Raw genomic sequence first — 13,268 nt, 5'->3', positions numbered from 1 at the left:
CTTCGGGGATGACGATCGCGCAACGTTCACTGCCCCTCGACCTCGGCCCCATCGTGGTCGCCCTGGATGCCGCGCCCTTCGAGCAGCTCCTGGCCGAAGCGGCGAACGCCCACCGAATCTATGAGTTAGCGTTGCTGCAGCGCCCCGGCGATCTTTGGGAATACCTCGAGGTCGTCGCCACGCAGGTTCCGTCCTTCATCACCGGACCCCTCGAGCTCGCGCGCTCCATCGCCTCCAAGACGGGCGCACCGTGGCCCGCGGGCCGCGTCCCGTTCGCGGTCTTCGACAGCCATGTGCGCTACGGCGCGGATGAAGCGGCCGCGGCCGCCGAAGCCTGGAGGGATGCCTGCGCGGGCGAGGAAGCACAGGCGTTCGTGCGAGAGCTCTTCGGGCGCATTCCGGATGCCGTCGCCAAGGGCAACGATCTCGTCGCCCACGAGCAGGCGCGCATTGCGGACGGCACGCACGCCTTCGCCTTCCTTCCTCGCGAACGGGCCATTGCCGAAAGCCGCCGCCATCCGCCCAACGCGCCCGCGCACACCGAAGCGTTCTACGCGAAGCTGGATGAGCTCATCGGCACGGCGGACGTGACCTCCGTTTCCGTGCGAGGCCTGGGCGACCATCGCCTGCTGCGCCAGCTCTGCGAACGCCAGCGTGTGCGCGAGGAGTTCGAGATCAGCGCTCTCACCGATCGCGAGGTCAACGATGCGGCCTGGGATGCGCGCATTGCCTTCTTCTCCGAGGACATCGGGCAGGGCTTCCTCTTCGTGGAGGACGCGGGCGAGGGAAGCCGAAGCGTGAAGGACCTGGTGGAAACCTATGCGACGCTGGGTCCCGGCGGGCTCATCCTGTCGTGCAAGGACGAAGGCGACATCGCGGGCTACGAGCGCGAGCAGGGGGAGGGCTGGTACCTCTACCGCAGCGAAGTCACGCCGCTCATGCTGCCGAACCTGCGCAAGTACTACAACGTCTGGTCGCTGCTGCTCGCGCAGGAGAACGACGAGATCTCCGACACGCAGGTGGTCGAGATCATCGCGCAGTGGGAGAACTTCCTCTCGCGGAGATTCACGCGCCGCAACGGCTAGAGGGATCGGCGTGCGCGCAGCACCGGCGCGATGTCGGCTTGCTCCGGGAAGGCGGCCAAGGCATCGCGAAGCGCGTCCCTTGCCCCGCGATCTTCCCTGTTCAGCTCGCGGATCGCGGTCAATGCCCGCAGCACCGTCAGGTGCGCGCCTTGCCGCGTGGCGATCGCCTGGCACTCGCGCAGCGCGACCTCCGCGGCCTCTCGCCGGCCCAATGCCGCAAGGGCTTCGCCCCGCAGCCGAACCTGATCGCCTTGCCGCCATCCCTCGACGCCGATTCGCTCGGCGATGACCGGGTCTTCGAGCGTCGCGAGCGCCTGGGCCGCGCGGCCGGCGAGGATCTGAACTTCCGCCAGCACCTGCATGAAGATCACCAGGCCGATCGAGGCGCCCGTCGCGCGCCAGGCGGCGATGGCTTCCTCGATCTCGGCGAGCCCGCGCGCGGGGTCCCCGTTCCTCGCGACGGCCCAGCCATGCACGACGTGTGCGGCGGCGGCAAGATAAGGGAATCCGCGCTCGAGCGAGAGGTCGCGCATCATCGCGGCTCGCTGCTGGGCTTGCTCCGGCTGGTCGACGAACCACCCGGACCACATCGCGGTTCCGCCGGCGAAAGCGCGCGAGAACGGGTGGCCGAGCGCGTCGGCGCGCGCGACAGCGGCCTTGATGTGCTCGAGGGCGGAGACGGGCCGGCCGAGATAGCACAACGCCCATGACAGGATGCCGCGATTGGCCACGTCGGGATCCTGGCCCAGTTCCACGGCGAGGGCCTGGTGGCGCTGCGGATCGTAGAGGGCGACGGCGCGCTCCATCTCCACGCACGCCGTGGTGAAATCGCCGGTCCAGAACGCGACGTTGCCGGTGACGCGATGCGCCTCGACCAGCAGCGCTCCGTCCGTGGCTTTCTGCGCGAGCGAGAGCATCTCCTGCGCCGTGGCATGCGCCAGGTCGTACTTGGACTGCCCGACCTGGAACTGCCACACGCCGCGCAGCGCACGGAAGAGCTGGCCCGGATCGCCTCCGTCGCGGCACAGCTCGCGCGCACGATCGTAGACGGCCTGCACTTCCGGCGCTCCGTAGCTCGTCGCGGCGACGAGCGCGGGGCCCAGCTCGAGCTGAAGCCGCAGCTCGATGCTCGTGGCCGCGGGGCTCTCGGGCAGCGTCCTCACCATCGCGATCGCCTGCTGCAGCAGGTCGATCGCCTCGCGGTTCGCGAAGGCGCGCATCGCGTGCTTCGCGGCCTTCTCGTAGTAGCCGGCGGAGCGCTCGACCAGCTCGGGATGCGCGACGCGATCCTCGGCCGCCATTCGCCAATGGTGCGCGAGCTGCGTCACCACCTCGGCCTGGTTCGTGTCCCCGTTGGCTTCGAGCCACTGCGCGACCTTCTGGTGCAGCTCGCGGCGTTGCGAGAACAACATCAAACCGTAAGCGATGTCCTGCGTGAGCTTGCTCTTGAAGAAGTAGGCCTTGGCGTCGGGTGGAGCGGGCGGAGGCCTGCGCCCGGCGAACGACGGCGTGAGCTCGAGGCGTTCCAGCGTGGCGCACTGCGCGGCGACCTCGGAGCGCTCGGACTCGATCGGGTGCACGTCGGCGAGCGTCCAGGGATCGAACACGCGGCCGACGACGCTCGCTACCTTGAGCGTCATCTGCTCCGCGGCGCCAAGCCGGTCGATGCGGCCCGTGATGACGCCGCCGAGCGTATTCGGCAGCTTGTCGGCCGAGAGCGCCTCCCCGCCGCGCACCAACCGGCATTCCCGCCCGACGACCTCCACGAGGCCCTGGTCGCGCAAGCCGAGCGCCAGCTCCTCGGCAAACATCGGATTGCCTTCCGCGCGTTCCTGCACCAGGTCCTGCACCGCCTTCGGCAGGCGGTCGACCCCGAGGCGCCTGCGAACCACGGCGGCGATGTCGTCGTTCGAAAGTGGCGGAAGCGAGACGCGTTCCAGGCCGGGCAGGGCCAGGAAGCTCGCGAACGCCTTCGGCGCATCGGCGCCGAGCGGCCGCGAAGTGACGACGAGCGAGAGGCGCTCGACTTCCCGCGCGATCCTCAGCAGCACGGACCACGAGGCCGAATCGAGGAAGCCCGCGTCGCGGATGATGACCAGCAGCGGGCTCGCCTTCGCGGCGTGCTGGAGCAGGGCCACGAGGAGATCCTGGGTCTTCTGGGCGCGGGCCTTGCCGCTGAGGCCGCGGGTCACGTCGTTGTCGCTCCACTGCATCGGCAACACGGCCTCGATCAGCGGCGTGAGCTCGATCAGCTTCGGATCGGCGGGGAGCATCGATGCGAGGCGGGTGCGCCTCGCGCCGGGATCGGTGAGCTTCGGGTCGACCGGGTAGAGCCAGTCGAACACGCGCCGCCAGGCCCGATAGGGGATCGTCATTTCCAGCGGGTCGGCCGTCCCCATCAGGGCGAGGATGTCGCGGTCCTCCGCGAGAGCGAGGAAATCCCTGAGCAGGCTCGCCTTGCCCATGCCCACCTCGGCTTCGAGGAAGACGCGGCTTGCAGTCCCCTTGCGCCGCAGCGCGTCCAGCCGCCCGATCATCGCCGTGCGTTCCGCGCTCCGGCCGATCACGGTCTCGCGCTTCACGGCGCTGCGCTCGGTGCGGTCGACGTCGGTTTCCAGCGGCCGCCAGATCTCGATCGGCAGCGCCTTGCCCTTCACCTTGATGGCGGGCAGCGCCTCCAGCCCGACGCGTTGTCCCGCGGCCGATGCCGTCGCCTTGTCGCAGAGGATGCCGCCCTTCGCCGCCTGCATCAGGCGCGCGGCGAGATTCACGACGTCGCCCATCACCGTGTATTCGCGACGCCGCGAGTTGCCGACGGCGCCGCAGAAGGCGAGGCCGGTGCACACGCCGACGGAGCTGCGCATGCCGATCGCGATGAGTCCCTCCTGCATGGCCAACGCCGCGCGGAGCGCCCGTTCCGGGTCGTCCTCGTGAGACAGCGGCGGGAGGCCCAGCACCGCGATGAGCGACGCGCCCTTGTCGTCGACGCTGATCTTGTTGATCGAGCCCTCGAAGCGGTACAGCGCCGTCTGCAGCGCGCGCATGGCGGCCTGGGCGGCCTCGAGCGGTGCATCGACGTTGAAGTCCGGAAGGTTCACGAACATGAGCGAGATGCGGCGCATCTCGCCCAGCCAGTCGGTGTGGCCCGCGTCGAGACGTCCGCGGATCGCGACAGGCACGAACGAGCGGACGCCCGGGGCGATCTCGGGACGAAGCTCGAGCGGTGCGGGGGGCTCGACCGGGAGCGAGCGCTCCAGGCCCGTGAGGCGCACCGTGCCGTCGTCCAGCACGACACCCTTCGCATGTTCGCCGACAAGTCGCCACGCCTCGGCGGAGACCATGATGTCGCCGGGCTCGGCGCGGCCGTTGGCCACCCCGACTTGCGCCAGGGGCAGGCCCGCGATCAGCAATTCCCACCGGTCGAAGACGCCGCCGAGGTGTTCCGTGAGCACCTCGCCGGCTCCGATCGCGAGCTTCATCGACAGGCGCAGTCCCTCGGCGACTTCGTAGTCGTGAAGCCGTCCCTGCATCTCCAGCGAGCACCGGGCGATGCGCTCGACCCGCTCGGCGAGCCCGGCTTCGTCGGGGCTGGGCCACAACGCCACCAGCGCATCGCCGGCGAACTTGACCACGTCGCCTCCATGTCCGGCGATGAGATCGATCATCTGCCCGAAGTAGAGGTTCAGGAGGACCGTGAGGTCCTCCGCGCCGGCGGGCCCGCGCGCGGCGAGGCGTTCGGTGAGCGCAGTGAACCCGGAGATATCGGCGAACAGCACCCCGGCCGGCAGCCGCACCACGGTTGCGGAGGTGATGCCCTTCGGATCGTGGTTCGCCCGCCGCAGGATCAATTGCGGGGCGAAGCTCGCGAGGCTCTCGAGATAGCTCGACATACCCGAATTCTACGGGGGGAGCGGGGGCCAGCCCGGGAGAAAACAAAAAGGCCGGCGGGTCAGGCCGGCCTTTCGGGTCCTGGGGAGCCGCGCTCAGCCGCCGCTCTCGCGCGTGAAGCTCTTGAAGAACACCTCGGCCTGCTTCTTGTCGATCTTGCCTTCCTTGCGGGTGTCCGCCTTGTCGAAGGCCTTGCCCGCCATGGCCATCACCTGGGCGCGGGTGATCTTCCCATCGGGACTCTTCTCGCACATGACGACGAAGACATTGGGCTGCTCGTCGTCGGCGTGAACCGGAAACTGGACGAGCGCGATCGAGGCCAGCACGAGCGTTGCGAACACGGTTTGAATCGGCTTCATGGAATTCTCCTGGTGAGGTAGTGGGTAAGTCAGGTGATGCTCAAGCCGCCATCCACGGCGAGAACCTGGCCTGTGATCCAGGCTGCAGCCGGTGAGGCGAGTGAAACGATCCATCGGGCGACGTCGTCGGGCGTGCCGCGCCGGCCCAGGGGGATGCGGCTGCGTTCGTCGGCCTTGACGGCCTCGATCCGCTCCGCATCGAGCCCCATGCGCTCGGCGAGGAAGTCCGTCTCGGTCGGGCCGGCGGCGACCGCGTTGACGCGGATCCCGGAGGGGGCGAGCTCCAGGGCCCAGCATCGGGTCATGTGCTCGAGTGCCGCCTTGCTCGCGGAGTAATGCGAGAGCATCGCGGCCGCCTTGTGGCCGAAGGTGCTCGACACATTGACGATGCTTCCCTGCGTGGCCGTGAGATGCGGGACAGCGGCTGACGCGAGCAACGAAGGGCCGAACACGTTGACCGCGAAGACCGCGGCGACCTGGCGCTCGTTCATGGTCGTGAGCGGCGCGATCGCTCCGGCTCCAGCGTTGTTCACGACCACGTCGAGCCGCCCGTACCGGTAGATCGCGCCTTGCACCGTCTTGATCGCGTCTTCCTCGCTCGAGGCGTCCGCGACCGTGAAGAAGATGTTGCGATGCTCTACGGCGAGCGCCTTCAGGGGCTCGATGCGGCGGCCCGTGACGATGACGCGCGCCCCTTGTGCCGCGAACTGGAGGGCGGCCGCGCGGCCGATGCCTGCGCCGCCCCCCGTCACGATCACGACCTTGTCGTTGAACGTTTTCATGCCAGCTAGACGGCCATGCGGGAGCGCTGTGACAGATGGCACCGGCCGTTTGCCGCGGCGCGCTCGAGTCACATACGCGGCGCCGGTGTCGTCTTGAAGGAGACACACAACGGAGGCCACCATGCAAAGGACCATCTTCTTTCGCCGCTTCAATCGCGGGCTTCCGCGAACCGCCCGCATCGCGCTGTTTATCGCCGTCGTGCTCGCGCTGCTGAGCTACGCTTCGAGCTCGCTGATGGCCGATCCGAGGATCGCCTCCACGCCGGTCGTGGTTCCGCAATGGACCGTGCCCGCCGTCGAAGGCGAATGGATCAGCAGCCCGCGAGAGTGCGACCTGCCGGCCGGCCTCTCGACGGACTGCGTCTTCATGGACTAGCCATGGGCAAGGCGATCCGGATCCTGCTGCAGACCACCATTCCCGCCACCGAGGACGACTGGCACATCGGGCGCTTCTCGCTGCTGCGTGTGCTGCTCGAGTCCCAAGTCGATGAAGGCGGTGCACCCCTCTATGCGGTGACGGCGCGCGACCGATCCGGGGCCGCCATCGATCCCGTGCTCAGCACGCTAGATACCTCGGACTTCGACCAGCTGTGGCTGTTCGCCGTCGACTCCGGCAATGGCCTGGTACCCGAGGACGTCGCGGGGATCTCCGGGTTCTACCAGCGCGGCGGTGGTTTTCTGGTGAGCCGGGACCACGAGGATGTCGGTTCCTCGGTCTGCGAGTTGGGGTGCGTGGGCAATGCCCATCACTTCCATAGCCGGCGCCGGGAGCAGGACGAGACCCGGCGGGTGCGCGACGACAAGCACAACCCGGCCATCTCCTGGCCCAACTACCATTCCGGCCGCAATGGCGACTACCAGAGGATCCTGCCGCTCGATCCGCTCCACGAGCTGCTGCGGGATCCGCGCTCTCCCTCGGGAGTCGTCGAATATTTTCCCGCCCATCCGCATGAAGGCGCGGTGGGAGTGCCGCCGGGCGAGCACGATGCCCGCGTGATCGCGGTCGGCCGAAGCGTGGCGACGGGACGGCCGTTCAACCTGGCGGTGGCATTCGAGCGCGTGACCGACCCGGAAGGTGAGCCTCGCGGCCGTGGCGTCGCCGAGTCGAGCTTCCACCACTTCGCCGACTACAACTGGGACGTCTCGATGGGCTGCCCGAGCTTCGTCGACGAGCTCCCTGGCGACGAGGTGGCGCGCCATCCCGCCCGGCTCGCCGGCATCAAGGCCTACGTGCGCAACCTGGCGCGGTGGCTCGCCCCGTCACACGGCAGCGATGTCAGGCGTCTTGCTGATGTCCACATGCTTGCCCACGGAGATTGACATGAACTCGCTCGCACGCCGTTTCCTCGCCCTCGTCGCCGTCCTCGCGGTTCCCGTTCTTGCGCTGCTCCCGCTTCCCGCCGAGGCGAAGGCGTCGGCGGCCAAGCCTACGGTCGTCCTCGTCCACGGCGCGTTCGCCGATTCGTCGAGCTGGAACGGCGTCGTCGCCCGCCTGGCCGCCAAGGGCTATCCGGTCATCGCGGTCGCCAATCCGCTGCGCGGCCTGAAGAGCGACGCGGCCTACGTAGGATCGGTCCTCGACAGCATCGACGGTCCGGTCATCCTCGTCGGCCATTCGTATGGCGGTGCGGTGATCACCTTCGCGCCGACTTCGAAGGGCAACGTGAAGGCGCTGGTCTATGTCGCGGGCTTCGCGCCCGACGTGGGCGAAACGGCGTTCACGTTGTCGGGCAAGTTCCCGGGAAGCACGCTGGGCCCGGCGCTGGCGCCGCCCGTCGGGCTGCCCGGCGGCGGCAAGGATCTCTACATCCAGCCCGCGAAATTCCATGACCAGTTCGCGGCCGACCTGTCGACGCGCGACACGAAGCTCATGGCCGCCGCGCAGCGCCCCATCACCGAGGCCGCGCTGAACGAGTCCGGCGAGTCTCCGGCATGGAAGTCGATCCCGTCGTGGTTCCTGTACGGGAGCGCGGATCGGAACATCCCCGCGGCCGTGGTCGCGTTCATGGCCGAGCGGGCCGGCGCGAAGAAGGCGATCGAGGTGAAGGGCGCTTCGCACGTCGTGATGATCTCGCACCCGATCCCCGTCGTGAGGCTGATTGAAGACGCGGCCGCCGCCACGCAGCCCGGCATCTGAACCTCCACGTCACCTCATTGAGATAGAGAGCTCCCGTGACCCAACGCATCGACTACATGAAGCAATCCCCCGAGCTGTTCAAGAAGTTCGTGGCGTTCAACATGGCCGTGGCGGAGGGCATCGAGTCGTCGATCGCCGACCTTGTCGTCATCCGCGCCTCGCAGCTCAACGCCTGTGGCTTCTGCCTGGACATGCACGTGAAGCAGGCGAAGATCCACGGGGAGAAGGAGCTGCGCCTGCATCACGTGGCGGTATGGCGCGAGTCGACGCTCTTCGCTCCGCGGGAACGTGCCGCGCTCGCCTGGACGGAGATCCTCACGAAGCTGCCGGAGCAGGGCGTTCCCGACGACATCTACGAGCGCGTCCGGACGCAATTCTCCGAGAAGGAGATCACGGACCTCACCTACCTCGTGATGTGCATCAACGCGTGGAACCGGATCAACGTGGCCTTCAAGCCCGTTCCGGGATCGGCCGACGTCGCGTTCGGCCTCGACAAGGCGAAGTTCGCCGCCTAGGAGCAATCACATGAAGATCGTCGTCATTGGCGGTACCGGACTCATCGGCTCGAAAGTCGTCGAGAAGCTGCGGGCGCAGGGGCATGACGCCATTGCCGCATCGCCTGCGTCCGGCGTGGATACGCTCACCGGGGAGGGATTGGCCGCGGCGCTGGCGGATGCGAGCGTCGTCGTCGATGTCTCGAATTCGCCGTCATTCGAGGACCGTGCGGTGATGGCGTTCTTCGAGACGTCCACCCGCAACCTGCTCGAGGCGGAGTCGTTCGCCGGGGTGAGCCACCACGTGGCGCTATCGGTGGTCGGCACCGATCGCCTGCCCGACAGCGGCTACTTCCGCGCGAAGCTCGCCCAGGAAACGCTGATCCGCAACGGTCCGATCCCGCACACGATCGTGCGCGCCACGCAATTCTTCGAGTTCCTGGGCCGCATCGCCCAGATCGACTCGAAGGCGACGGCGGTGACGTTATCGCCGGCGTACATCCAGCCGATGGCTTCCGACGACGTGGCGGCGGCGGTCGCCGATGCCGCGGCCGGAACGCCGGCCTACGGCGTCGTCGAGGTCGCGGGGCCGGAACGCGTGCGCCTCTCGGAGATCGTCCAGCGGCTCCTGCGGGCGAAGGACGACTCGCGCAGGGTGATCCCGGACCTCCACGCCCGGTACTTCGGCGCGGAGCTGGACGACCGGTCGCTCGTTCCCGGCGCGCAGGCCCGCATCGCCGCCACCCGCTTCGAAGAATGGCTCGTTCGCTGATTCCCACCTGGAGGACTCCCGATGGACATCCACACCCACGAAGAGAGCGTCACGATGATCCACGTCTCCTGCGCCGTCTGCCGGCACGAGGTTCCCGTGGACGAGGCGATCAATGCCGAGGCGTCCGACTACGTCGCGCACTTCTGCGGCCTGGAGTGCTACCAGCGCTGGCTCACCCTGTCGCACACGCCGGGCGATGACACGTTCTGAGACCTTGCTCGCCTGGATCGACGCGCGCTTTCCGCTCTCGAAGAACTGGAAGGCGCACGTCTCGGAGTACTACGCGCCGAAGAACCTCAACGCCTGGTACAACTACGGGCTCTTCGCGCTGGTGGTCCTCGCGATCCAGGTCGTCACGGGCATCCTGCTCGCGATGAACTACAAGCCGAACGCCGCGCAGGCGTTCGACTCCGTCGAGTTCATCATGCGCGACGTGCCCTGGGGCTGGCTCATCCGGTACATGCACACGACCGGCGCGTCGATGTTCTTCGTGGTCGTGTACCTGCACATGTTCCGCTCGCTCATGTATGGCTCGTACCACAAGCCGCGCGAGCTCTTGTGGATCTTCGGCGTGCTGATCTACCTGGTGCTGATGGGCGAGGCCTTCTTCGGCTACCTGCTTCCCTGGGGCCAGATGTCCTACTGGGGCGCGCAGGTCATCGTGAACCTGTTCAGCTCGGTGCCGTTCATCGGGCCGGATCTCGCGATCTGGATTCGGGGCGACTACGTGGTGTCGGATGCGACGCTGAACCGCTTCTTCGCGCTGCACGTGATCGCCTTGCCGCTCCTGCTGATCGGCCTGGTGACGGTGCACCTGCTGGCGCTCCACGAAGTGGGCTCCAACAATCCCGACGGCGTGGAGTTCCACGACGACGTGGATCCCCGCACGGGCACCCCTCGCGACGGGATTCCGTATTTTCCGTACCACGTGTCGAAGGAGCTGGTCGCGACCGTTGTGTTCCTGATGGTCTTTGCGGCCATCGTGTTCTTCGCCCCGGAGATGGGCGGTTACTTCCTCGAGGCCAACAATTTCATTCCCGCCGATCCGCTGAAGACGCCCGAGCACATCGCGCCGGTCTGGTACTTCACGCCGTACTACTCGATCCTTCGTGCCATCCCGCCGGTGGCGGGTTCGCAGTTCCCCGGCGTCGTGGCGATGGGGGCAGCGGTGCTGATCCTCTTTCCGCTGCCGTGGCTCGACCGGAGCCCGGTGCGGTCGATTCGCTATCGCGGCTGGTGGTTCCGCTCCGCGCTCGCCGCGTTCGTCGTCGCGTTCCTCGTGCTGGGCTATCTCGGAACGGAACCGTCGAACGTGTGGGGCCAGTTCGGTTCCTGGCTGGGCGGGGCGGACGTCGCCACGGTCGTGGCTCGCATCCTCACGGTCGTGTATTTCGCGTTCTTCCTCCTGATGCCCTGGTACACCCGCCGGGACAAGACCAAGCCTGTCCCGGCGCGTCTCACGTAGCCTTGCGCCTACTCCCTGAACGGGGAGTTGAGGAAGAAGTCCACCGTCGAAGGCGCCTTGTAGCCCGGAACGAATCGCTCGCCGAACTCGCGGGCGAAGTTGTCGTAGGTCGTTCCGGCGCGACTCCTGGCGAGTCCGCAGATCGCATGGGCGAATCGCTTCTTCATCTCCAGTCGCGGGAATGCCTCCACGATCGCCTCGATGCGTGCCTCCGGAAGCGCCTCGTACCCGATGCCACCCCAGTCGAGGCCGATGCCCGCGGTGGCGAGCGCGACTTCGGCCTCCTTGTAGAAGGCGATCGACGGGGTCGAGTTGAGGGCCACGCCATCCCAAACGAGTTGCGCACGGCGCTCGTCCATGCCTTCGTTGCGGGCGAAGGCGCGCACCGCGTTCGCGCCTTCCACCTCGAAGCGCAGCGGCCCCGCGAAGGCCTCTTCCAGTCCGATGTCGTGGAGGAGGGTGGTTACCGCGAGGACTTCCGCGTCATGCGGCGTCTTCCGGGCCTCGGCGATGAGGACCGCGAACAGCCAGGACCGCACGCCGTGGTTGAAAAGGTAGGGCTGCGAGTTCTCCCGCGCATACGCGAGGGCCGCGTTGACGAGCTTGGTGTCGGGCACAGGCACTCCTGCCAGCAGGCGGGTCGCCGCGGCAGTCGGACGTTTCGCTTCGAGGGTATCCATTCCACGTACTCCTTCTCGGGTTTGTCGTGAAGGGAAGACGCAGCCGGCGATCCGTACGTGACCACGGGATGTCACGCCGTGCTGTGGCTGGTCGTCTTGGTAGCAAGACCAGCACGGGAGAGCAGGATGAATATCGGACGAATCGGAAGAATGGCCACGGCGTTCGGCGTGGCGATCGCACTTGCCCAGGGCGCCCTGGCCCATGACGGCGACGTGGCGGTGAGCCCCCTCATGCAGCTTCCCTTGCCCGACCTGCCCGGCAAGGAAGGATTGGTCCTGAAAGTGGTGTATCCCCCGGGATTCGTCGAGCCCGCGCATCGGCACGACGCGCACGCGTTCGTCTACTGCCTCTCCGGCTCCGTCGAGATGCAGATGGCCGGAGGCAAGCCCGTGGTGCTGAAACCGGGCGACATGTTCTACGAGGATCCGAGCGGCGAGCATCGCGTGGGCCGCAACCTGAGCAAGACGAAGACAGCGACGCTGATCGTCTTCCTCGTGAAGGACATCGGCAAGGCGCCGGTGCTCCCCCCGACGAAGAACTGAGGAAGGGTCGTGCACGCGGGCCGCAGGTACACGCTTCCCCAGTTTCTCCTCTGGACGCGGCATTGCATCTACCCGCTCGCGGCCTATGCGACCGCCGTCGTGGTCCTGTACGAGTTGGCGGGCCTCCAGTGGGTCGGCATCCCGTGGGCCGTGGTCGCGGTCCTCGGGACCGCCACCGCCTTCATCGTCAGCTTCAAGAACATCCAGACGTACAACCGCACCTGGGAGGCGCGCCAGGTCTGGAGCGACATCGTGAGCGCGAGCCGGGGGTGGGGTGCGATGAGCCGGGACTTCGTGCCCGATGCGCGCAAGGCGCGCGAGATGCTCGATCGCCACCTGGCCTGGCTCACGGCGCTGCGCTACCAGATGCGCGAGCCGCGTCCGTGGGAGCTCACGGACAAGCCGTACAACGTCGAATACCGGCGTTTCTACTCGATTCCCGAGCGCGAGGTCCCCCTCGAGGATGAGCTCGCGAGGTACCTGTCCGTCGGCGAATTGAAGCGGGTGCTCTCCGCAAAGAACCGGGCGACGCAGGTGGCGGCGCTGCAGAGCGCGGTCGTCAAGGACCTGTTCGCGCGGCAGGAGATCGTCGTTCTCCAGTTCATCCACCTGCAGCGGGAGATCAAGGAGCTCTTCGTGCTCCAGTCCCGCAGCGAGCGAATCAAGGACTTCCCCTATCCCCGGCAGTTCGCGACCGTGAGCACGCTGTTCGTGACGCTCTTCTGCGTCTTCCTGCCGCTCGGCCTGCTGCGGGAATTCGACCGGCTGAATGAAGGCATCGAGGGCCTCATGAAGGGCCACATGGTCTGGCTCGCCATCCCGTTCAGCGTGGTGATCTCGTGGGTGTTCACCTCGCTCGACCAGGTGGGGGAGGGCACCTCGAATCCCTTCGAGGGTGGATCGAACGACGTCCCCATCTCGCAGCTTTGCCGCAAGGCCGAGATCGACATGCTGGAGATGATCGGGGAGCCGGACCTGCCCGCGGCGCTGAAGCCCCAGAACGATGTCGTTCTTTGATCAGGAGACTCGCAATGCCCGAAATCGATGAAATGCGCCGCAAGGT

The 13,268-nt window shown here is 67.4% G+C and carries 14 protein-coding genes; 10 read left to right on the top strand and 4 right to left on the bottom strand.

The features are described from left to right. Positions 1-8 precede the first annotated feature (8 nt). Positions 9-1,085 carry a hypothetical protein gene (locus tag DSM104443_RS11880; protein WP_171092490.1) on the top strand — a complete coding sequence of 359 codons (1,077 nt, stop codon included), beginning with the start codon at positions 9-11 and terminating at the stop codon, positions 1,083-1,085. Here the strand turns inward: DSM104443_RS11880 and DSM104443_RS11875 are convergent. The 3 genes from DSM104443_RS11875 to DSM104443_RS11865 all read right to left on the bottom strand — a co-directional run bounded on the left by DSM104443_RS11875 (position 1,082) and on the right by DSM104443_RS11865 (position 6,114). Continuing rightward, positions 1,082-4,975 (bottom strand): adenylate/guanylate cyclase domain-containing protein, encoded by a 3,894-nt coding sequence (locus DSM104443_RS11875; RefSeq protein ID WP_171092488.1) that lies wholly within the window; start codon positions 4,973-4,975, stop codon positions 1,082-1,084. The genes DSM104443_RS11880 and DSM104443_RS11875 overlap by 4 nt on opposite strands. A gap of 93 nt (positions 4,976-5,068) precedes the next feature. Next, positions 5,069-5,332, bottom strand: a complete 264-nt coding sequence (locus DSM104443_RS11870) for a hypothetical protein (protein ID WP_171092486.1) — start codon at positions 5,330-5,332, stop codon at positions 5,069-5,071. 29 nt (positions 5,333-5,361) lie between these two features. After that, on the bottom strand, positions 5,362-6,114 hold the full coding sequence (locus DSM104443_RS11865) for an SDR family NAD(P)-dependent oxidoreductase (RefSeq protein ID WP_171092484.1): 753 nt from the start codon (positions 6,112-6,114) through the stop codon (positions 5,362-5,364). Positions 6,115-6,235: 121 nt separating this feature from the next. On the opposite strand from DSM104443_RS11865, the gene DSM104443_RS11860 reads away from it, so the two are divergent. From DSM104443_RS11860 to DSM104443_RS11830, 7 genes are read left to right on the top strand one after another with little or no spacing between them, the layout of a single operon-like run. Continuing rightward, positions 6,236-6,490 (top strand): hypothetical protein, encoded by a 255-nt coding sequence (locus tag DSM104443_RS11860; RefSeq protein WP_171092483.1) that lies wholly within the window; start codon positions 6,236-6,238, stop codon positions 6,488-6,490. Positions 6,491-6,492: 2 nt separating this feature from the next. Continuing rightward, positions 6,493-7,434, top strand: a complete 942-nt coding sequence (locus DSM104443_RS11855; protein WP_171092481.1) for a hypothetical protein — start codon at positions 6,493-6,495, stop codon at positions 7,432-7,434. Position 7,435: 1 nt separating this feature from the next. Continuing rightward, positions 7,436-8,251, top strand: a complete 816-nt coding sequence (locus DSM104443_RS11850; RefSeq protein ID WP_171092479.1) for an alpha/beta fold hydrolase — start codon at positions 7,436-7,438, stop codon at positions 8,249-8,251. Positions 8,252-8,286: 35 nt separating this feature from the next. Further along, positions 8,287-8,766, top strand: a complete 480-nt coding sequence (locus DSM104443_RS11845) for a carboxymuconolactone decarboxylase family protein (RefSeq protein WP_171092477.1) — start codon at positions 8,287-8,289, stop codon at positions 8,764-8,766. A 10-nt stretch (positions 8,767-8,776) separates the two neighbouring features. Further along, positions 8,777-9,517: an SDR family oxidoreductase gene (locus DSM104443_RS11840; protein WP_171092473.1), complete on the top strand. Its 741-nt coding sequence runs from the start codon at positions 8,777-8,779 to the stop codon at positions 9,515-9,517. 21 nt (positions 9,518-9,538) lie between these two features. After that, complete coding sequence (locus DSM104443_RS11835; RefSeq protein WP_212756633.1) at positions 9,539-9,727, top strand: DUF3330 domain-containing protein; 189 nt, start codon at positions 9,539-9,541, stop codon at positions 9,725-9,727. Beyond that, positions 9,714-10,982, top strand: a complete 1,269-nt coding sequence (locus DSM104443_RS11830) for a cytochrome b (RefSeq protein WP_171092471.1) — start codon at positions 9,714-9,716, stop codon at positions 10,980-10,982. The genes DSM104443_RS11835 and DSM104443_RS11830 overlap by 14 nt, the downstream gene beginning before the upstream one ends. Positions 10,983-10,990: 8 nt before the next feature. Here DSM104443_RS11830 and DSM104443_RS11825 read toward each other — a convergent pair whose 3' ends face one another. Continuing rightward, positions 10,991-11,662 (bottom strand): HD domain-containing protein, encoded by a 672-nt coding sequence (locus DSM104443_RS11825; protein ID WP_171092469.1) that lies wholly within the window; start codon positions 11,660-11,662, stop codon positions 10,991-10,993. A gap of 150 nt (positions 11,663-11,812) precedes the next feature. On the opposite strand from DSM104443_RS11825, the gene DSM104443_RS11820 reads away from it, so the two are divergent. After that, positions 11,813-12,205: a cupin domain-containing protein gene (locus DSM104443_RS11820; RefSeq protein WP_212756632.1), complete on the top strand. Its 393-nt coding sequence runs from the start codon at positions 11,813-11,815 to the stop codon at positions 12,203-12,205. A 9-nt stretch (positions 12,206-12,214) separates the two neighbouring features. After that, a complete protein-coding gene (locus DSM104443_RS11815) occupies positions 12,215-13,222 on the top strand; it encodes a bestrophin family protein (RefSeq protein WP_171092465.1) in 1,008 nt (335 codons plus the stop codon). Positions 13,223-13,268: the final 46 nt, after the last annotated feature.

This window comes from Usitatibacter rugosus (assembly GCF_013003965.1).
Lineage (GTDB): Bacteria > Pseudomonadota > Gammaproteobacteria > Burkholderiales > Usitatibacteraceae > Usitatibacter > Usitatibacter rugosus.
The sequence above is the reverse complement of the archived record's forward strand: the minus strand, read 5'-3'. Positions and strand labels throughout refer to the sequence as shown.